General features: G+C 52.1%; 20 protein-coding genes, 1 pseudogene and 1 riboswitch. Of the genes and pseudogenes, 3 read left to right on the forward strand and 18 right to left on the reverse strand.

The genetic code is table 11. The features are described 5' to 3' along the window. Positions 1-316: 316 nt before the first annotated feature. The 5 genes from ACHHV8_RS15245 to ACHHV8_RS15265 all read right to left on the reverse strand — a co-directional run bounded on the left by ACHHV8_RS15245 (position 317) and on the right by ACHHV8_RS15265 (position 5963). Positions 317-1111 carry an ABC transporter ATP-binding protein gene (locus tag ACHHV8_RS15245; protein WP_395159287.1) on the reverse strand — a complete coding sequence of 265 codons (795 nt, stop codon included), beginning with the start codon at positions 1109-1111 and terminating at the stop codon, positions 317-319. Then, on the reverse strand, positions 1111-2028 hold the full coding sequence (locus tag ACHHV8_RS15250; protein ID WP_395159289.1) for an ABC transporter permease: 918 nt from the start codon (positions 2026-2028) through the stop codon (positions 1111-1113). Before ACHHV8_RS15250 ends, ACHHV8_RS15245 begins: the two co-directional genes overlap by 1 nt. Before the next feature lie 72 nt (positions 2029-2100). Next, positions 2101-3153, reverse strand: a complete 1053-nt coding sequence (locus tag ACHHV8_RS15255) for an ABC transporter substrate-binding protein (RefSeq protein ID WP_395159291.1) — start codon at positions 3151-3153, stop codon at positions 2101-2103. Positions 3154-3255: 102 nt separating this feature from the next. Next, a complete protein-coding gene (locus tag ACHHV8_RS15260; RefSeq protein ID WP_395159293.1) occupies positions 3256-3387 on the reverse strand; it encodes a hypothetical protein in 132 nt (43 codons plus the stop codon). An 89-nt stretch (positions 3388-3476) separates the two neighbouring features. Further along, positions 3477-5963, reverse strand: a complete 2487-nt coding sequence (locus ACHHV8_RS15265) for a WG repeat-containing protein (protein WP_395159295.1) — start codon at positions 5961-5963, stop codon at positions 3477-3479. A gap of 335 nt (positions 5964-6298) precedes the next feature. On the opposite strand from ACHHV8_RS15265, the gene ACHHV8_RS15270 reads away from it, so the two are divergent. The 3 genes and pseudogenes from ACHHV8_RS15270 to ACHHV8_RS15280 all read left to right on the forward strand — a co-directional run bounded on the left by ACHHV8_RS15270 (position 6299) and on the right by ACHHV8_RS15280 (position 8171). Next, positions 6299-6724 carry a universal stress protein gene (locus ACHHV8_RS15270; protein ID WP_395159297.1) on the forward strand — a complete coding sequence of 142 codons (426 nt, stop codon included), beginning with the start codon at positions 6299-6301 and terminating at the stop codon, positions 6722-6724. Between the two features lie 623 nt (positions 6725-7347). Next, positions 7348-7575 (forward strand): annotated as a pseudogene (locus ACHHV8_RS15275) (MazG nucleotide pyrophosphohydrolase domain-containing protein); the annotation flags it as partial. Between the two features lie 14 nt (positions 7576-7589). Then, complete coding sequence (locus ACHHV8_RS15280; protein ID WP_395159299.1) at positions 7590-8171, forward strand: LOG family protein; 582 nt, start codon at positions 7590-7592, stop codon at positions 8169-8171. Between the two features lie 252 nt (positions 8172-8423). On the opposite strand, the gene ACHHV8_RS15285 is transcribed toward ACHHV8_RS15280, so the two are convergent. From ACHHV8_RS15285 to ACHHV8_RS15345, 13 genes are all read right to left on the reverse strand, one after another. Then, positions 8424-9053: a cyclodeaminase/cyclohydrolase family protein gene (locus ACHHV8_RS15285; RefSeq protein ID WP_395159301.1), complete on the reverse strand. Its 630-nt coding sequence runs from the start codon at positions 9051-9053 to the stop codon at positions 8424-8426. Beyond that, entirely contained in the window at positions 9050-9913 is an 864-nt protein-coding gene (locus ACHHV8_RS15290) for a bifunctional 5,10-methylenetetrahydrofolate dehydrogenase/5,10-methenyltetrahydrofolate cyclohydrolase (protein ID WP_395159303.1), read from the reverse strand. The genes ACHHV8_RS15285 and ACHHV8_RS15290 overlap by 4 nt, the downstream gene beginning before the upstream one ends. Positions 9914-9974: 61 nt before the next feature. Beyond that, positions 9975-10055, reverse strand: a riboswitch (ZMP/ZTP riboswitch). A 106-nt stretch (positions 10056-10161) separates the two neighbouring features. Next, the gene (locus ACHHV8_RS15295) at positions 10162-10482 is read right to left on the reverse strand and encodes an FGGY-family carbohydrate kinase (protein ID WP_395163520.1); all 321 of its coding nucleotides are present in this window, start codon (positions 10480-10482) and stop codon (positions 10162-10164) included. Further along, positions 10416-11279 (reverse strand): FGGY family carbohydrate kinase, encoded by an 864-nt coding sequence (locus ACHHV8_RS15300; protein ID WP_395159305.1) that lies wholly within the window; start codon positions 11277-11279, stop codon positions 10416-10418. Before ACHHV8_RS15300 ends, ACHHV8_RS15295 begins: the two co-directional genes overlap by 67 nt. After that, positions 11230-11529 carry an FGGY family carbohydrate kinase gene (locus ACHHV8_RS15305; RefSeq protein WP_395159307.1) on the reverse strand — a complete coding sequence of 100 codons (300 nt, stop codon included), beginning with the start codon at positions 11527-11529 and terminating at the stop codon, positions 11230-11232. The genes ACHHV8_RS15300 and ACHHV8_RS15305 overlap by 50 nt, the downstream gene beginning before the upstream one ends. 35 nt (positions 11530-11564) lie before the next feature. Further along, complete coding sequence (locus tag ACHHV8_RS15310) at positions 11565-12776, reverse strand: ATP-binding protein (protein ID WP_395159309.1); 1212 nt, start codon at positions 12774-12776, stop codon at positions 11565-11567. A 96-nt stretch (positions 12777-12872) separates the two neighbouring features. Continuing rightward, complete coding sequence (locus ACHHV8_RS15315) at positions 12873-13352, reverse strand: DUF6807 family protein (protein ID WP_395159311.1); 480 nt, start codon at positions 13350-13352, stop codon at positions 12873-12875. Next, positions 13315-14040 carry a DUF6807 family protein gene (locus tag ACHHV8_RS15320; protein WP_395159313.1) on the reverse strand — a complete coding sequence of 242 codons (726 nt, stop codon included), beginning with the start codon at positions 14038-14040 and terminating at the stop codon, positions 13315-13317. Before ACHHV8_RS15320 ends, ACHHV8_RS15315 begins: the two co-directional genes overlap by 38 nt. Before the next feature lie 239 nt (positions 14041-14279). Beyond that, the gene (locus ACHHV8_RS15325) at positions 14280-15743 is read right to left on the reverse strand and encodes a sulfatase family protein (protein WP_395159315.1); all 1464 of its coding nucleotides are present in this window, start codon (positions 15741-15743) and stop codon (positions 14280-14282) included. Between the two features lie 33 nt (positions 15744-15776). After that, entirely contained in the window at positions 15777-16610 is an 834-nt protein-coding gene (locus ACHHV8_RS15330; protein ID WP_395159317.1) for a carbohydrate ABC transporter permease, read from the reverse strand. A 13-nt stretch (positions 16611-16623) separates the two neighbouring features. After that, the gene (locus ACHHV8_RS15335) at positions 16624-17553 is read right to left on the reverse strand and encodes a carbohydrate ABC transporter permease (RefSeq protein WP_395159319.1); all 930 of its coding nucleotides are present in this window, start codon (positions 17551-17553) and stop codon (positions 16624-16626) included. 5 nt (positions 17554-17558) lie between these two features. Further along, entirely contained in the window at positions 17559-18860 is a 1302-nt protein-coding gene (locus tag ACHHV8_RS15340) for an ABC transporter substrate-binding protein (RefSeq protein WP_395159321.1), read from the reverse strand. Between the two features lie 91 nt (positions 18861-18951). Further along, positions 18952-19209 (reverse strand): helix-turn-helix transcriptional regulator, encoded by a 258-nt coding sequence (locus ACHHV8_RS15345; protein ID WP_395159323.1) that lies wholly within the window; start codon positions 19207-19209, stop codon positions 18952-18954. Between the last annotated feature and the right edge of the window lie 44 nt (positions 19210-19253).

The following is a 19253-nucleotide window of genomic DNA, read 5'->3' on the forward strand; positions in this document are numbered from 1 at the left end:
AGTAATACTCATTCTCAATGGAATAACGGATAACGCCGGTAAAACAGCCATCTCTCTTTCAGTGTCTTTAGCGGACGAGCACCGCCCTATAGGAGGGTATTGCGGAACGGTAGAATAGAAAATGAAATTAATTATCATTATCAATAAGATGGCACAGCTCTCCCTCCTATGGGATCTTACACCCCCATAAGTGAGAACGATTATCATTATTGTAGTATAAAACAAAACCGAAAGCCGATCAACCTTTGTTGACCAGCTTTCGGTTCAGTTCAATCCATTCCAGCCTGCTAAGCAGGTGACTGCTTTGCGGCTTCTCCTATCCCAATACGACCCGGTCGTCGGCAAACTTCTCGCCGCGGATCCGTTCGAATTCCTTCAATAGCCGCTCCACCGTCAGCCCGCGCTTCTCCGACTCGGGCACATCGAGAATAATTCGGCCCTTGTCCATCATAATCAGGCGGTTGCCGAGCCGGATGGCCTGCTCCATATTGTGCGTAACCATCAGTGTCGTCAGCTTCATGTCCTGAACGATCTGCTGCGTCAGCCCTGTAATCAGATCCGCTCTCGCAGGGTCCAGCGCTGCCGTATGCTCGTCCAGCAGCAGGATGCGCGGCTCGGTGAAGGTTGCCATCAGCAGGCTGAGCGCCTGACGCTCGCCGCCCGATAGTAAACCAACCTTAGCGTTCATACGGTTCTCCAGGCCAAGGCCGAGACGACTCAGCTCCTGAGCGAACATCGCCCGCTTCTTGGCAGTAACGCCCAAGCTCAAACCGCGACGTTTGTTCCGGTTATAGGCAATCGCCATGTTTTCCTGAATCGTCATCGTCGGCGCCGTGCCTGCCATCGGATCCTGGAACACCCTGCCGATCCATTGGCTGCGTCTGTGCTCAGGGATGGCTTCCACCGCCGAGCCTGCAATGCGGACCGAACCGATGTCCGGGGTCATAACCCCAGAAATAATATTCATCAAGGTCGATTTCCCCGCGCCGTTGCTCCCGATCACGGTAACGAAATCGCCTTCCTTCAAATGGAGCTGAATGCCGGCCAAAGCGACCTTCTCATCCGGCGTCCCAGGATTAAAAAGCTTCGAAATTTGCTTCATTTCCAGCATTACCGGTTGCCGCCTCCCTTCGTCTCCGCCAAGCCGTTCAGCTGCTCCAGCTGGCTTGTTCTTTTGCGTATCACCGCTTTTTGCTTAAGCCGGGTTCGGATCATAGGCAGCGACAAAGCAACGATAACGATCAACGCCGTCATCAGCTTCATATCGGTTGCTTCTAAACCTACGCGCAGAGCCAGCGCGACCACCAGCCGGTATACGATTGCTCCGAGTATAACGGATAAAGTGGCGCGGAACACGGTCCGAGCGCCGAAAATCGCCTCGCCGATAATGACGGACGCCAGGCCGATCACGATCATCCCTACGCCCATCGTAATTTCCGCAAATGCGGAGTACTGGGCGATAAGCGCCCCGGATAAGGCCACCATGCCGTTGGACAAGCTGACGCCAACAATAATCGTGTTGTCCGTATTTACGCCGAAGCTGCGGATCATCCGCTTGTTATCGCCTGTAGCCCGGAGCGCCAAACCAAGATCCGTATGCAGGAACCAGTCCATGGCGAGCTTCAGCGCAATGATGACAAAAGGCATCACACACAGGACGGAAATATTCGTAATCAATGTATCCACGCCGAGCAGCGGGATATTGGCTTTGCCCATGATGCGCAGATTAATCGAATACAGCGCTATCATCATCAAAATACCCGCGAGCAGCGAATTAATTTTCGCTTTCGTGTGCAGCAAGCCCGTGCAGGCACCGGCCAGCATGCCTCCGATAAAAGCACAGAGAGTTGCCAGCAGCGGAGAAGAACCGTGTGAAATCATTACGGCCGCAATGGCGCCTCCGGTTGTAAAGCTTCCATCAACGGTCAGATCGGGAAAGTCCAGAATCCGGAACGTAATGTAAACGCCAAGCGCCATAATGGCATAAAATAAGCCCAGCTCCAGGGAGCCAAGTATTGCATCGCCCATAATTGTACAGCCTCCATAAAAGAATGAAGAGCGACCCCGCCGCATGCGCGAAGGTCACTCTGTCAAGCACCATTATTTCTTCGTTGTCGTACCGGTCAGCAGGTTGTTTTTATCCTGCATTTTGCTTTTCATCGAATCGGTAATTTCAACGCCCTGCGCTTTAGCCGCATCCTGGTTGATGATCAGGTCCAGCTTGTCCGGGAAGCTGATCTTCATGTCCGCAGGCTTCGCGCCGTTTTTCAAAATTTCAACCGCCATTTTACCGGCTTGGTAGCCATGGTCGTAATATTTGAAACCGTAAGTGGCGATCGCTCCCTTCTCAACCGTATCGCGGTCGCTTGAGAAGAACGGAATTTTCTTCTCGTTCGCCACTTTAATGATGCTCTCAACAGCGCTTACTACCGTGTTGTCCAGCGTGATGTAGAATGCGTCGACACGGCCCACCAGCGATTCGGCAGCTTGTTTTACTTCCGAGCTGTTGGCTACAGCAGCTTTGACTACCTTAATATTGTGCTTCGCCAGAGCCGTTTCGGCATTTTTCAGCATCACGGCTGCATTAGGCTCGCCTTCGTTGACGATAATTCCGACCGTTTTCACCTTCGGGAAATCGGAAGCGATGAAATCCATCAGCTTAGGCACTGCATCCGGATGCGTATCTGCCGCTCCGGTAATATTGCCGCCCGGCTTATCCAAAGATTTGACGAGCTTCGCTCCAACCGGATCGGTAATTGCTGCAAACAGCACCGGCGCGTCCTTCACGTTCTGCGCAACCGCTTGCGCGGATGGCGTTGCGATAGCGAGCACCAGGTCCTTTTTATCGGAGGCGAACTTTTGAGCAATGGTCAAATTGTTCGTGGAATCTCCTTGTGCGTTCTGATAATCGATCTCCACATTTTTTTTGTCTTCAAAGCCTGCATCCTTTAATGCGGCAATGAAGCCCTCGCGTGTCGCGTTCAACGAAGGATGCTCCACGATTTGAGTGATGCCGATCTTGACCACTTTGGAAGCGGGAGCATTCGCAGCATTTCCGCCGCTTTGCGCCGTACCTGTGTCTTTGGATCCGCATCCCGCCATGATTACCAAGGGTACGGCAACCAGCAGGGATAATAGTTTTGCAGATTTCATTCAGTAGACCTCCCATGTATAGTAGAAAAGCTTTAACGCGCTAATGCTATCTTATTACGCCTGGAGGTATACGTCAATGACCGAACTTTTTATCCCATTTCCTTACAGCCTCTTCAAGCCGCCGGAAAGCTGCGTGCAGCGGCCGAAGAAAGCTGTCTTGCAGAAGCTGATAGCCGCACGGAAGCGCTGGCCCAATTGATAGAGCGCAGCCATGCCGTCCGAGGTAAATTTCATAGTGCCGGAAGCTGTTCCGCCCGGCAATTCATCGGCAGCGTGTTGGACAGGATGATTCTATTTGGCGCTTAGGAGCGGAAGCTTGCCGATCAATGGAACGACTTCCAAAAGTCTCCGTCCACCGCAATAATGTTCATTATATCTTTGAAAGGAATCGTGAAGGTCGGGAATCCCGCAGCATAAGGGGCGATGTCGTACGGCTGAAAATACAGGTGCAGCGCTTGCTCGGTTACATAAAAAGGCTGATCGGCGCTGATGCCTTTGTACGTATCGGGAAAGACGTAAGAATACTGCGGGTCTTCCTTGATCTGCCGGCCGACGATGTCGCTAAGCACCGCTGTATAATGGCTGCCCGGCTTAAACAAATCATGAAGCTGATACATGGCCCCATTCACGAGGTTTATATGGGCGTATTCCTTGGTCGGCATTCCATGGGCCGCTCCGAAAGGGAAGTTATAGCCGTTCAGCTCCAGCACAAGCAGGTCTTTGCGGAAAAAGGTAACGTCGAAATCCCCGGTATAGGAATAGGTGAGCTGCACGTTGCCCGGCACAGGCTTCACCTGGGACATCACCTTCAGCTTCCGGTTCACTTCCTGCTGGGCGTTCTGATTGGCCATCCCTTCCACTTGAGGATAATACACCAAATAATCCTTGTTCGGCTTGTATTTCTCCTCCCTGACCTTATATGGAGGCCTCAAAGGAATGACGGTATTTTGCCGCCAAATCACTCGCCCGGAGCGGTCCAGATACGATAACCGGCGATCCACATTTGCCTGGATGATCGAACCTGTCAGGGTGAGCGTGCCGCTTCCGTTCACTTTCGGATAACCGTTCGCGGCTTTGCCGCTGCGGTCAATGAAAAAGGTTTGCTTGCTGTCGCTAACCGAGGCAAGGCCATTATGGAAATCTTCTACATCATTATATAAATAATCGGTCAGCTGCCGTCCCTCGTCGGAAGCAATCGCCAAACTCGACCCGATAAAAGGCTGCTCAGGGTCGATCGCTTTCCCCAGCGCGACCCGTCGGTCTCCCAGCTGACGGATTTCGTTATAGCCCGGCTGAATGACAAAAGCGCCGGAGCGGTTAATAAGTCCATAGCGCGAACCGTAATCCTCAGCGGTATTTACCACCGCTCTGCCGTCCTGAAACGCCATCGCTCCCGTGAAAGCCGGAGCAATGGCGACTTTCCCCTTTTCATCCAGGTAACCGTATTTTCCGTTCGTTTCCTTCTGGAAGGCAAGCAGTCCGTCTCCCAAGGGACCTACAAATGCGTAAGGGTACACCGCGAGACGCTGTCCGTTGAGCCCGATTAGGGCATATTCCCCGTCCTTGACCTTCACAACGGCTTTCCCGTTAGCGAAATCCGTCGCTTCCAGGTACTGTGCGGAAATCACTTCATTGCCCTGCTTATCGAGATAGCCGTACAAACTGTTGCCGCCACCAGACATGACATAGAACATTGCCCGTCCCTCATGAAGCGTAGAAATGTAGGAATACGGCTTCTTCGTAACGATCCGGCCGGACTCATCCATCAGCTTGAAGCCCTGTCCGTCGATGACGACTGCACGGCCTTCGGAGAACGGAGTAATGGAATCATAGATCGGCTGCACGACATACTTGCCTCTCGCATCGATTAACCCGCTGTGGCCGCGGGACTGAACGACCGCGAAGCCGTTGGCTTGAAAGTCATTGGCATATTCGTACTGCGGAGGAATCACCATCTGCCCCTTGCTGTTGATATAGCCCCATTGATCGTCATGCGTTGTTTTGACCGAAGCGGGGAACAAATCGGGCTGCCGGCGCCAGCGCGGGTGCAGCTGCTGTTCGATTTGGTTTTGGAGCGCCAGCAGCATCTCCTTCGACGGATAAGACAGGTTCAGGCTTATCGCTTTTTGGACGGAGACGAGCGCATCCGCAGGCCTGCCGGCCTTCAGCTGGGCATCAGCCAGGTAGTACCAGTAAAAAGCATAGTCCGGATGCTCGCGGGTCAGCCTCTCGTAATACCGTACCACCCTGGGAAAGTAATACGGATAAACGTCCGGCGCCGCAGTGAACGCCCCGTCCTTCCATCTAACGATCTCTACTCGGAAAGCCTCCCCGGTATCATGAATCCAAAGCGCCAGCTCCGCTTGACCGTCTTTGCCTGCAGGTCCGGGCATATCCTCGATTTCGATGTAGCTGTAATTCATATCCTCCGGCGCAAAATCCCGAATGCCTTCGTGCGTCCAGCCATAAACGGACAGCTTCGACCAGATGGCCCCGAGCCGCCAGCCGACGACCAGGTTATTTCTCCCGGCCTGCAGCACCGGCGCGAAGGTAAGCAGACTTACCTGATAGCCCGGCCCCGCCGTATCGGCAACCTTGACCCAATCGCTGCCGTGACGCCGCAATACGAGAAGGCGCAGACTGCCGTCGTTCGCCTTGTAGACCGATGCGGCGACCCCGCCGCCGTTCCCGTTTAAATCCGCGGCAATCAGAGCGGGATGAGGCTGGGGACGCTCAATAGTCGCCAGCACTGCTCCTTGAGGCAGGTGGGCCGTCACCAGCTCCTTAAGGTGCATTGTGTTAGCCAACATCTTTGTATCCTCCTTAGAATGAGGGATTCATGTGAAAACGGACTGACGCCGCTCGTCTGTGTCGATGGACCCCAGCTGATTTCCAGCGCATGAATCCGAAATACGCATTGCGGCGCTGCGCGGCGGCCGGCCGCACTCCGGCAGCGAATCGCCGGTGCATGCCTCTCCTTTGCGGCACTGTCTTATTTGCTCATCGCCTACAGTATATGGGCGCTGCTTGGGCTTGGTGCGCAAATCCATGGAGTTCTGCCGGCATTCGGACATCATTTTGTTTAATTGTTCATCAGGAGTGTAATAATGTAAAAAGGCATTCCCAATTGAAAGGATGAAGCGGCATGTTCTCTACTATTGTATTGGCTTATGACGGCTCGGATTTATCAAAGAAAGCACTGGACAAGGCACTGGAAATTGCGGCAAGCCATGAATCCAGATTAGAGGTCGTACACTCGCTGCAAAACCGTGCTGCGGTATTCGGGGAGCTGCTCTTCTCGCCTTCCGAAGACTATGAGGAACAATATTTGAGCCATACGCAGGCGCTGATCAATAAATTAAATGAGGAATTATCTTCCAAGTCTAAGGCAAAAGCCACGCTGCTCATAGGCAATCCGGCGCTGACCATCGTGAATTATGCCAAAGAAATCGGAGCGGATCTGATTATTGTAGGCAGCCGAGGGTTATCCGAGACGAAAGAGCTGTTCCTCGGAAGCGTGAGCCATAATATCGTGCAGCATGCCGATATTCCTGTGCTTGTCATTAAGTAATTAATGACGTTAACTTTTAGCTGGCAGGGGAATTTGGCTGTATAGCAAAAAATCCGGGAACGCAGGTTATGAGATCGGCGGCCTGCCACGCACAGCTTGCGCACAAGTCTCCATCGACGTAGTGGGAGAACAGTTTCGGACGCGGAGAACCTCTTGAAGCTCCGCGTTCTCCCGGTTGCCGCTATTACATCTACACCTGCTCATATCGCCGAATATCTGCTGAGAGATTTGCCTGAGACGTCAATTTCAAGTCGGCGAGCGGGCGTATGCACAAACTAATAAATCCGGCTTGAAGGTCTGGAGAACCACTTTAAATTCCTCTCGAATTCATAGGGTGATTTCAATAGAATGGATTCTCACATCGTACAGCAGTGCGTCGATTCATGAAACCGATCAACGTCTCAAGCGGAGTTCTTATCAAGTTGTCTTCAAGAATGATTCCCTTCATGTATCCTTACGCTGTTCCTCCTCCCAGCCCCCTAGAACAAGCGCCTGAGCTTGTCCTGTGGTGTATCCGCCCCCTGTAATTATTAGTTCACAGAACGCGAAAAAGAATAAACTAAATAGATTGTTAAACTTCAGTATGGTATTATTATTTTCGAGTTTTTTAAGATCGAATATTTGAGGAAACTGGAGAAGTAGCACGTGCCATTCGCGCACTAGAGATTGGCAGGGACCGTCCGGACGAGGCCGCAGGCACATTTCAAGAGAATAAAATCGAATTAACCGAAGAACTGGGAGATGTTCTGGGAAATCTTATTGTGATCGCAAATAAGTACGATATTTCGCTTGAGGATATTCTCATATCCCATAAACAAAAGCTTCAGGCACGTTACTCGGAAAATGAATAAACGGGGGATGGATTATGAAATCAATCGCTGTATTTTGTGGTTCTAGTGAAGGTTCCTCATCAATTTATAAAGAAAGCGCAATTCAATTAGGCCAAGAGCTTGCCCGAAACCAAATCACTCTCATTTACGGCGGAGCTAATGTCGGCCTTATGGGAATTGTTGCGGATGCTGTGCTGAATCATGGAGGTTCCGTTATTGGAGTGCTCCCTCAATTTCTCCAAAATCGTGAAATCGCGCATCCAAGCTTAACAGAACTTATAATGGTGGAGTCCATGCATGAGCGTAAAGCAAAAATGGTTGAATTGGCGGACGGATTTATCGCACTTCCCGGCGGCCCCGGAACATTAGAAGAGTATTTTGAGATCTTTACATGGGGCCAGTTAGGATTGCATCAAAAGCCATGCGGATTGCTGAATATCAATCACTATTTTGATCCGCTTATCTCCATGTTTGATACTATGGAACGCAATCAGTTCATGCAGACAAAGTATCGTGCTATGGTCATTACCGATGAGACTCCGGAAGGGATGCTGAAGCAGTTCTCGGTTTATGAAGCTCCTTCCGTCAAATCGTATCTTACTGAAGAGCGCACTTAAACTTTAAAATTATAGGTTCATTTAAGTAAAGGCAGCCGAACTACGGCTGCTTTCTTCATTTAATTAAAAGCCACAACGCGAGGGTTAGTCGCATTGTGGGCTTGAATTTAAACCGTGATATAAAGCTGCAATGATGCTATGTTTCTGAGACTTGCTCAACAGTCTGCTCAATGGCCATCACCAAAATACTTGATAATCGATTATCAATTAATACCGATAATCATTAATAATATTAATTGTTTTCCCGCCCGGCTACCCCTGAATTATCACTCTAACCCGGTGCAGCGCGTCCATTTTCAAACTTTGGCACTGGCTGATCAGCGCCAGCCCGCGCTCCCTGTACTCCTCCGCAACGCCTTCCGCCTTGATCCCGGACAAGTTGATCTCTACCGTGATCCATGCGGATTGTACCGCTGCCTCCAGCATCAGCATGGCGATCGCCAAATCGGAGATCACATTCTTATTAGCCTTGTCCAAGTAGTCCGCAAGGCTCTGCATCAACTCAGAGCACTGCCGCATCAATCCGAGCGGCACCTCGGCCGATCGCTCTGCCGCAGCCTCCATCGCTTTGGAGCGGAGCGCTTTTTCCTCCTTCGAAGCCTTAGGCAGGCCAAGCGCCGCCATGTATTGTCCGAATGCGTCGATATCCTGCTGCAGAACATGCTCCAAATCGGCTATAGCCCGTTCCATCCGCTCAGCGAGGTCGGTCATTTCCTCTTGAATCGCTGCAAACCTGGGCCCTTGGGTCAACCGTGCCACCATCGAGCCCATCGAGGCGCCCAGCGCCGCGGCAACCGCTGCTACACTCCCGCCGCCCGGGGTAGGCGCCTTCGAAGCGGCCTCCTTCAGGAAGCCGCGGAGGGTCTGATCGTACATGCTCATTCCGCCGCGCCTCCTTCTCCATGTTGAAGCTGTACGGCCTTCAAAACATTGTCAAACAGCATGACGGTCGTTAACGTGCCTACGCCACCCGGCACAGGTGTCATTGCCTCAACGGCTTCCGCTGCCGCCGGGTCTACATCGCCGGCGATCCCGCCTTCGTCGTTCTCATTGATGCCGGCATCAATGATGACCAGCTCCGGATGCACCATCTGCGCCGTGACCAAGCCTTTGCGCCCGGCTGCGGTAATGAGAATGTCCGCTTGGGCGATATGCTCTTCCAGCCTTTGCGTATGCGAATGACATACCGTAAGGGTAGCATTCTCGCGCAGCAGCATCTGCATCAGCGGCCGGCCCACCGTTTCGCCGCGGCCGATCAGCACAACGTGCTTGCCGGATATCGGATAGCCGTAATGCTGCAGAATGCGGATGCAGGACTGCGGCGTTGCCGGGTACAGGCCCTTTTCGCCTGTCATGCAGGCCAGTTTGTTGGCAGGAGAGATGCCGTCGACATCCTTGATGGGAGAGACCGCATCCGCAAGACGGGACGCCCGGATATGCTTCGGCACGGGCAGCTCCAGCATGATGCCGTGGATATGAACGTCCTCGTTCAGCGTCTCGATTACCTCAAGCAGATGCCGCTCAGCTATATCCGCAGGAAATACCATCAAATGAAACTTCACGCCAAGCTTCCGGGCCAGCTTCTCCTTGGCTTTGGCGTAATATTCCGAGGCCGGATCCCCCTGAACCAGAATGGTTGCGATGGCCGGCTGGATGCCTTTTTGCTTCCATGCCTCCACACGGCTTTGAATCGTCTCCGAGAGCTGGTTGGCCAGCTCTCGCGTTTTTAGAAGCTTTGACATAGACTCGCCCTCCTGATTGGTGAGTAAAAACAAAAAAAGTATCCGGTCATGAATCGACCAAATACTTTGCCCAGGCGTACGGCGGTAATATGCATGTGCTCCCTCGTGGTCGGTTCACGTTACGCCAGTCACACATGACGAGAATGGTAAGCTTATTATAGCATATATCTGAAAGCAGGCAATATGGCACAAGGTGCGCTTGCGCTAAAATAACATAAGCCCCGATTCTGCCTGCGGGGTACTCCTTCTCAAGCGTGTCCCGGCCTGCCGGGAGCGGAAGTAAAGTCTTGATACAGACCGATCCCTACTCCTGCGCAGATCGCAGCCCCATAGGAGGCTTCTTCCGCGTACTTCGGCAGCTCCAGGGGCAGCATAAAAGCTTGCGCCAGCCTGCTGCGCAGCGCCTGATTCTGCCTTACGCCGTTGCCCGAGCCGACCAATACTTTGCGGCTTTGCTTCATCGGCTCCGGGAGCCGCAAATAATACGCGAGCAGCTCCTCGGTCATGCCCTCCAGGAAACCGGCAACGAGATGCTGCGGCGTAAAATTATCGGCTGAGATCCGGTCGATCGCTCCGCGCCGAGCCTGATCCTCCCTCGTTCCAAAAAACTGCGTATGGCAACCTGCAGTCCCTCGCCCGGCGGAACCTTTGCCGCTGTCAATGCCAATGCGTTCATCCGCTCGTACAGACTTCCCTCGGAGCCGCCGAATACGGCACATACGTCCCTGAAAAACCGCTCCAGGAGCGCATAAGCCTTCCCGCCCCCAAGCGGCGCACCGACTAGGAGGTACCCGCCTCCCGGGAAAGGACGTACCTCCAGGCCTTCCAGCTGAAGCAGATGATTGGAAAAGACGGAGATTTGCGAGCCTGTCCCTATGTTTACGAGGATGGAATGCTCGATATCCCGGACCGCTCCCAGAAAGCTCGCCTGATTGTCGCCTGCCGCGCAAGCGACAGGTACGCCGTCCTCTGTTTGACCGATCACAGTCCCCGTCGGCTGTATGGAGGGAAGAATCGACGGATCGATTCGGGCGGCCCGCAATGCGGCCTGATCGAACTCCCCCGTCTCCAGGTCAAAGCATCCCAAGCTGGCCGCCAGCGTAGGATCGATAGCCGTTTCCTTGGCGCGGCACAGCTTCATTGCGATAAAGTCCGCTATCGTGCACAGCTTAACGGCCTTCTCCGGTACCATTCTCTGCAGCGTATTATAATAATGCGTAGCCATCCCGAATCCGGGGGAAACGGGGCTGGCCGTCAGCAGAGACAAATGCTCTGCGTAGGAGGCGGCTCCGCCGAACGGCAGCGAGCCTCTTTCGTTACAGCCATGTATAGAGCGGCGAAACCGCGTCCCCTTGGCTGTCAACATACAGAATCCCGTGCATCTGCCCTGTCAGGCCAATGCCGCCGATCTCCACCTTCCCGCTGCTCAATTCGGCAAGCACCTCGCGAACCGTACGCCAGATCCGATCGGAATCTTGGCAGTGCTCCCATGAATTCGCCGTATTACACTCGGAATAATTATCTTTTAACACCGATTTTACGATGTCGCCGCTGCTTCCATCCACGAGTACACCGCCAATGCTCGTCGTACCGACGTCGAGTCCGATCAAGTACATCCTCATTTTCTCCTTCAATATTACTTGGCTTGTCGTTAAAGAGCATTCAACAAACGCTCGCGGTCATTAGAGCCGAGAGCCATATGAATGAGATGGACCACCATCTTTTTCTGTTCCCGGTTCAAATCGATGAATACCTTCGGCGCCGCTTGATACATCTCGCGAATCACGCCTTCAAGCTCTTCCTTCTTAAGCCGATCCTCAGGTATATCCAAAAAGGGCGGGAACGCATCGGCTTCAGCGAAATCCTGAATGACGACATCGGAATAAGCCTTCAGATACGGCTTCCTCTTTTGTTTAATCAATGCGTTAACCTCATCGATCAAGAAGAGATATTCCTCGCCTCGTTTGGTTGCGCCGAAACCGAATTCCAGCTGCTCATTGTCCGGCTCCGTATCAAAATCAAAATGGTCGAAAAGCGGGCTCTGAACATAAATGCTGTGATAAAAGGAGTCACTTTTATTATTAAAGGTTGTCGGCTGCTTATGCTTTTCTATCTGCAATGAATCTATGAAATAAATTTTGGAATGCTCGTGATTGATCCGGTCATTCCATTGAATATATTTCAGATGAAATACCGTTTGGGTCGGCTTGTGCACGAACTCGCGGTATTCCTTTTCTCTGATCAGGCTGGAATAATCCAGCGGGCTTCCATCTACCTTTAATTCAAAGCCCTTGTCCTTATTCAACTCAAGAAACCATCCGAATTCCCTGCATAAATAAGCTGTCAGCTCTTCGTAAACGAAATCTTTGATGATGTTGTGGAAAGTCACGGTCGTCCCTGTGCCTTGAACGTCATTCGCCGGAACAGCCTCTGTCGCCTCATAAGAATCCATCCGGTCCGAACGGACATGGATTGTGTACGTCTTGCAACAAGCCCCGTCCTCGTCCTTATACGTTGTTCTCCACCAGGCGTCGGAGGCGAAACGGTGAAACGTTAAACGGCCGATACCGTTTTTGCCGTGCATGGCCGAGGTAACGCGGACGCGTTTGCCGGGATCGAGCTGCTTCTCCGATTCGTAAAAAGGAGTAAACTTGCTCTCCAGCGCATCGCGGGCTATGCCGTATCCGTTATCTGCAATGGTGATTTGGCCGATGCCGCCCAAAGGGTTCCTCTGCAGCTGAATATCGACAACGGTCGCACGCGCATCAAATCCGTTCCATATGTACTCGGAAACCGCTTGAAGGTAATTGAATTTGCGAAGTGTTTTCTCAATCCCCTTTGAAGTGATTCTGATTCGGTTCACAGCCGTCCGCTCCTTTCCGGTTATCCTTTGGATGGTTTCCCCGCTACGCGGATTTAAACGGTGAACACCTCGAACGGCAGCGGCTGAACATATTCCTCATAACGCTGCCGGACAAGACCGCTCGTCACATCGCCTTGATGAATATAGATACGGTGCTTCATACGGAGCGTCTCTTCGTTCCGGAAGCTGTTTTCCCCCGCAGAAATGAAAGTTGGCCGGCGTAAACGGCCCATAATCTCTTACAAACCATTGAGAAGCAAACGTTTCATTGGACGGATGGGTAAATACCGCAATCCCGGCTTCAACTTGATTGTATAGGGTGCCGCTGTAATCCACCCACTCGGTCACGGTTCCGAAAATTTCCGATTCATTTTGCTTGCCGCTGGCGGCGGTCAGCCGTCCGGTGTGATGCCCGTTGATCTGCTCGTTCACACGGATAAACGGAAACCCGCCTTCCTTCGTATCCCCGAATTGAACGTCGCCGTTGACGGCATGCAGCTCGGTGCAAAGATCGACAGCTCTTGCTTCCGGCGGCAAATTATAGACGCGAACACTGCGCGTTTCCGTCAGCAGCAATTCCCCGTTCTCCCCTCTCCAGTCGATAAGCGAGGTGATCTGACCGAATACCGGTTCCTCCGAACATAGCAAGGAAGGAACGGTGAACCTGACGGCCTTCCCCTCGGAATTCATGGTACACTCGATGCCCGTTTACATCGTCATGCCCCCACCAGAGCCCGTGATGATGCAGATGGTCATCCGGCGCATCCTGAAGCAGCGATTTGCCGTTCGGCCCGATCATCGGATAATAATAAGGCTTCCCTACGAAAGGAGAGTACAGGTAGCGGGTAAACATCGCCCCTTCGATGCAGACGACCACCCGCGCGTTCTCTTCTTGATGCTCCAAATGAACGCCGGGGATATCTCTCCACGGACGGTTCGTCCTCTCGATCGGCGTTACGTCAGGCTTATCCTTCTTATCGAATGAGAACGCCAGTTCCCCATCGCTTTCTGCCGGCCATTCGCTGATCAGGACATACAACGCGCACTCTTGCTGCATCGCATCGGGGGTCGCCGACAACGCGGTCCGGTTCAGCTGGCAGGCGAGCGCCAGGCCGGTCGCCTCATGCACGGCTATCAGATTCATATTTCCCGCCCATTCCTCCAGCTGGTGAAATACAGCCTCATCCAGCTCCAGCCGCGACACGGTTGGAAGCGGAATTTCACGCTCCGGCTTTGCCAATCTAAGCTTCAAATTCATACTCATATTCGATCCATCCTTCTAAATTTATTTGGTAATGTCAAAGGACAACTTTTTACTCTTATTTGCTAGTTTAATGTATTTACTTGTAAAATGTAAGCGGTTTATTTTGTCGAATGCTGGGCTTTGGCGAAAGTTTATGCCCAAGATGGTCAGGTTCACTAAAAAAACCTCCAACCGAAGAGGGCTGGAGGTGCTTGGATGGTTATATAAAGTACAGTGAAATTGTCATTTAAAGGTACGGATTAAATTGTAAATTCTCCGGGATGACGCCGTCTCAGCTCCTCTACCGCGTCTCCCCGCTCCGACTGCTCCAATCTGACGGCGTAGGCCTTCAAATGGCCCTTTGCATGGAAGGGGCCCCCTTCCTTCATGACCGTCCACAACGGGTCCGTATCGTACGGCATCGATTTCATCTGCTCGTCATGCCACTGATTTAAGTAGTACACCGCATCCTTGCGAACGGCCAAGTGAGCGTCCGCCACATCCTTCTGCTCGTAGGGGTCATCTTTCAAATGATACAGCATTTCCTCAGGAAACAGATGATAGCCGTCATGGTAAGTGCGCATATAAATCCAGTCGCCGAAGCGAACGCTTCTTTGGCACACATGCGCGCATTGGGATACTACCAGATACTCCCTTCCGCAGTCTTGGCCATCGGTTAAAGCAGCCGCATAGCTCTGTCCGTCCCAGCTGTCGCATACCGGCTTCTTCAATAAATCGGCCAGCGTCGGCAAAAGATCCAGATGATAGTGCAGCCCGCTGTCTACATGCGAACGCGTTACTCCCGGCCAGCTGACAATCATCGGAATATGGCACGTGCCCTGATCCGCAGTACCGTGTTCCCCGTAAATACCGAGCTGCCCCATATTTTCGCCATGGTTCGCTGTAATAATAACGACCAGATCATCCATGACCTGCTGCCGTTCCAGTTCGGCAAACAGTCGGCCGATATGCTCATCCATATAACGTATACCGCAGTCGTAGCCGTCGATCATCGTTCTAAGCCCGTCCATATCCAGAATTTCGCCGGGATGCCGTGGATAAGACGGATGCGTGAGATTGTTATACATGTTAATATCGCGGGCGCTGTGCGGACCGACCTTCCGCTTATGCCGTTCCAGCACTTCCTCCGTCAGCCAGGAAGGAAGCGGCTCATCGGCAAACGGATTGCCGAAGCCCTCCGGCGCCCGGTATGGCGTATGCGGGTCCCAATAATTCACATACAAGAACCAATTGTCCTCCGAAGCATTGTGCTCGATCCACTTCAAGACGTCCGGAGTGACTTCCTCCGCCGATTCCATGCCCCGGTTTCCGGTATTGTGCATTTCAGAGAATCCCGCGTAGAAGGTCCATTGCGAATGTCTTTCCCCGAACGGGCTGAACAGCACCGTTTTCAAACCTGACGACCTGAGCAGGGCAGGCAAGCTTTCATGCGCCAGCTTGTCCTGAAAGCTGCGCGACGCGCCTTCCTGCCGCATATCTCCGGCAGTCCCGCCATGACCTACAATGCCGTTATGGATCCCGAAGCGTCCTGACATCAGCGCTGCACGAGAGGGCGAGCAAGGCGCGTCCGAAGTATAGTAATTGTCGAAGCGAACGCCATTGCCGGCGATTTTGTCGATATTCGGCGTCGTATTCCGGTGATAGCCATAGCAGCCCATATGATCCGGACTTAAGGAATCCAGATCTAATAATAAAATTCTCATCGTTGCTCCACTTCCTTTTCCTTATGGTAAGCGTTAACCCTTTACAGCTCCATTTGTTAAACCTTGCACAACCTGCTTCTGGAACAGCAAAATCACGAGCACAAGCGGAACGACCGATACGACAATCGCCGCTGAGATGGTCGCCCACGGAAATTCGAACTCTCCGGGAAACATCATTATCCCTACCGGAAGCGTGCGCTTACCGGCCTCGCTCATCAGCGTGAACGAGAATAAAAATTCATTCCAGCTGTTGACGAACACCAGAATAGAGGCTGTCGCCATCGCAGGCGCCGCCAGCGGGAGCATGATTTTGAGAAAGGCTTGAAGACGGTTGTATCCATCGATCAGAGCCGCATCCTCCAGCTCCATAGGAACCTCCTTAAAGAGTGCCGATAACAGCCAGACGACCATCGGCAGCGAAAAAGCGGCATGCGTTACCCCTAAGCCGATGAACGAATTCAACAGGCCAATATCGCGCAAAGCGGAAAAGATCGGCAGCACCATCGTCATCGCAGGAAACATGGAGGTCGCAACTACAAGCATCAATACGGCAGATTTCCCGCGAAAGGTAAGACGGGCCACCGGATAAGCGATCATGCAGCCTAGAATAAGCGTGATGACCAGCGTGATGCAGGCGACAACCGTGCTGTTCCAGTAATAGAGCGCTAACGGCTGCGTATGAAAAGCGGCGGCATAATGCTTTAGCGTCGGCGTCAATGTAAACAGCTTCGGCGGCATGGAAAATAATTGGTCTGACGGCTTTAATGACGAAATAAACAACCAATACAACGGAAAGAAGGAAAGAATGATCAGGGCCGCTATCGTCATAAAGAAAATGATTTTGTTTATATTGCTATAACGGGTCACAATAGCCCCTCCTTCATTCCGGTTCATATAAAAACTTTAAATACAGCATGGAAATGGCAAATATAATGACGAATAACAAGACTCCGAGCGCTGATCCGTAGCCCCATTCCAGATCGATGAACGCCTTTGTATGAATATACATCGGCAGCGATTCGGTTGAGTTCCCCGAACCGCCCTGCGTAAGACCGAACATGAGGTCGAACGCCTGCAGCGAATGCATGGTCCGCAGGACAAGAGCGACAAGAAATACATTTTTCAACAAAGGCAGCGTGATCAGGAAGAAGGCTTGCGTCCGGCTGGCCCCGTCAATATGGGCGGCTTCATAAATATCGTGACCGATGGACTGCAGTCCGCCCAACAAAATAATGGCCATAAAGGAGGAGGTTTTCCAAATGGCAACGATACACACTGCAATAAATGCGAGATCCGTGCTGCCCAGCCAGTTGATCGGCTTCGCAATCCACCCCCATTGCATCAGCAATCCGTTAAACAAGCCGTAATCGGAGTTATACATCCATCTCCAGGTCAGCGCATTCGTCACTGTAGGCAGCGCCCATGGAAAAAGAATCGCTGCGCGAACGAAGCTGCGAAATGGAAACGTCTTATTCGCAATGATGGCCAGAAACAAGCCGAACCCGATCTCAAACACGACGGTGACGAGGGAGAAGGCAAGCGTAAAGCCTGTCGAATGCCAGAAACGCGTATCTTTCATGGCTTCCGCATAGTTATCGAAGCCGACAAAGGGGGTGCCCAGCCAAGGCTGGGACACCGAGATTTGATGAAGCGACATCCAGAAAACTCTTAAGATGGGATACAGAGTAAATAAGAGCAGAAATAATACAGGCGGTGTGATCAGCAGAAAAGCCAATGTCTTGTCATTCAGCCGCCTGTGTCTTCGCGAAACGGTTTTCCGCTGCTGTATCGTGATGGAGGGACTCGGCACCGGCTTCACTCCTTAATCTTGTCTATTTCTTTTTGAGCATCCTTCATGGCTTGCTCCGGATCCTTCTGGCCGTTCAAGGCCAGATTGATTTGCGTCTGCATAGCCCTGCTGAACTGCTCGTAAGCGCGAAGCGCCGGCCGGCTTTTGGCCGTCTCCAGCAAGCTTTGAGCTTTAATGGAGATCGGCTGCTTCGAAGCGACCTCAGGGTCTGCAAGCGCTTTACGATTGGTGGCGATTTTGCTTGTCTGGATAACAAGCGATTTTTGCTCTGCATCGGACAGGAAGAACTTCATCACTTCGGCGGCTTCCTTCTTATGCTCGGAACTGCTGTTAATGGCGTACACCCAGCCGCCTGTGCTCGGCTGGCTTTTCCCGCCTTCGAATTGCGGAATAGGCATGACGTCATATTTGCCGTTGACCTTGGTTTCTTTCAGGCTGGCAAAGGAATTGGGCCAATTTCGCATAAATATCGCGTTGCCGTTGCCGAATACGATCTGATTGTCATTCGGGCTCGAGGTGGCTACACTGACGGGAGAAACCTTGGACGTCTGCACCAGATCGTACATTTTCTTCATCGCTTGAATCGCCTTAGGCGTATCTACTTTGATCTTCCCGTTGGCATCGAATACGTCCCCGCCATTGCTCCATAAAAATTCAAGCCAGTTGATGGTAGCGCCTTCAATTTTAGCTCCTTGAAACACATAGCCGACAAGGTTCGGATCGTTCTCCTTTTTCAATATCTCTTGCGACACCTTCTCCAGCTCGTCCCACGTTTTGGGTACCTGCTGGTTATATTTCTCAAGCAGGTCCTTCCGGTAGTAAATCATGCCTACATCCACCCAGCCCTGGATGCCGTACTGCTTTCCGTCGATTTTGGCCACATCCACGGCCGCCGGGTAAAACTGCTTCAAGTATTCCGCATCAACGTACTCGTCAATCGGTGCAATCCAGCCGGCCGAGGCGAACATTTTGGGCCAGGTGACATCGGTCAGGAGCAGATCGGGCGTTTTGCTCTTGCTGTTGAACCACGTGGTGTAGCGGGTCAGCTGCTCATTGGGAACCTGAGGAAGCTCCACATATTTGATTTGGATATCGGAATGAGCCTTGTTGAACCGGTCGATCGATTTCGCCATTTCCCCCGAGGAATCCAATCCCGCCGCAAATTCGATTGTCACCGGACCTTTGGTCTTCGCCGGATTGTCCGAGCCGGAAGCAGCTGTCGAACTGCCGTCTGCCCCACCGCCGGAGCAGGCGGGAAGGATCATAGCCGTACCTAAAAGTGCTGCCAGAAAACGCTTTCTACTCATCTTTTAACTCCCCTTTACTATCGCTTCACTGCTCCTTTATTTTGTCAAAACCAGGAGAGCAAGAGGATGATTTTTTTTGTCGTTTCCTTGATTATTTTTGTGACTCCATGCGGTCACGGTATTGTGCCGGGCTGAGTCCGGCTTCTTTTTTAAACACACGGCTGAAATGCTCCGGATTAGGGTAGCCGACCCGCTCCGAGATTTCATACAGCTTCATGCCTGTTCCCATCAGCTCTTTCGCTTTCTGGATGCGGATTCTCGTTAAATAGTCGATAAACTTCTCTCCGGCCTCTTTAACAAACATTTTGCTGAGATGGCTTTCACTGACACCGACCCAATGAGCGAGCAAGGTCAGAGTAATCCCTTCCCCGTAATGGCGGTCTATATACGTTT

It is taken from the genome of Paenibacillus sp. TAB_01 (assembly GCF_043945595.1).
Lineage (GTDB): Bacteria > Bacillota > Bacilli > Paenibacillales > NBRC-103111 > Paenibacillus_S.

Excerpts from the sequence above, each read along its gene's own strand:
- ACHHV8_RS15245 (WP_395159287.1), bottom strand. The coding sequence starts at position 1,111 with ATGCTGGAAATGAAGCAAATTTCGAAGCTTTTTAATCCTGGGACGCCG.
- ACHHV8_RS15250 (WP_395159289.1), bottom strand. The coding sequence starts at position 2,028 with ATGGGCGATGCAATACTTGGCTCCCTGGAGCTGGGCTTATTTTATGCC.
- ACHHV8_RS15255 (WP_395159291.1), bottom strand. The coding sequence starts at position 3,153 with ATGAAATCTGCAAAACTATTATCCCTGCTGGTTGCCGTACCCTTGGTA.
- ACHHV8_RS15260 (WP_395159293.1), bottom strand. The coding sequence starts at position 3,387 with ATGAAATTTACCTCGGACGGCATGGCTGCGCTCTATCAATTGGGCCAG.
- ACHHV8_RS15265 (WP_395159295.1), bottom strand. The coding sequence starts at position 5,963 with ATGTTGGCTAACACAATGCACCTTAAGGAGCTGGTGACGGCCCACCTG.
- ACHHV8_RS15270 (WP_395159297.1), top strand. The coding sequence starts at position 6,299 with ATGTTCTCTACTATTGTATTGGCTTATGACGGCTCGGATTTATCAAAG.
- ACHHV8_RS15280 (WP_395159299.1), top strand. The coding sequence starts at position 7,590 with ATGAAATCAATCGCTGTATTTTGTGGTTCTAGTGAAGGTTCCTCATCA.
- ACHHV8_RS15285 (WP_395159301.1), bottom strand. The coding sequence starts at position 9,053 with ATGAGCATGTACGATCAGACCCTCCGCGGCTTCCTGAAGGAGGCCGCT.
- ACHHV8_RS15290 (WP_395159303.1), bottom strand. The coding sequence starts at position 9,913 with ATGTCAAAGCTTCTAAAAACGCGAGAGCTGGCCAACCAGCTCTCGGAG.
- ACHHV8_RS15300 (WP_395159305.1), bottom strand. The coding sequence starts at position 11,279 with ATGTTGACAGCCAAGGGGACGCGGTTTCGCCGCTCTATACATGGCTGT.
- ACHHV8_RS15305 (WP_395159307.1), bottom strand. The coding sequence starts at position 11,529 with ATGTACTTGATCGGACTCGACGTCGGTACGACGAGCATTGGCGGTGTA.
- ACHHV8_RS15320 (WP_395159313.1), bottom strand. The coding sequence starts at position 14,040 with ATGAGTATGAATTTGAAGCTTAGATTGGCAAAGCCGGAGCGTGAAATT.
- ACHHV8_RS15325 (WP_395159315.1), bottom strand. The coding sequence starts at position 15,743 with ATGAGAATTTTATTATTAGATCTGGATTCCTTAAGTCCGGATCATATG.
- ACHHV8_RS15340 (WP_395159321.1), bottom strand. The coding sequence starts at position 18,860 with ATGAGTAGAAAGCGTTTTCTGGCAGCACTTTTAGGTACGGCTATGATC.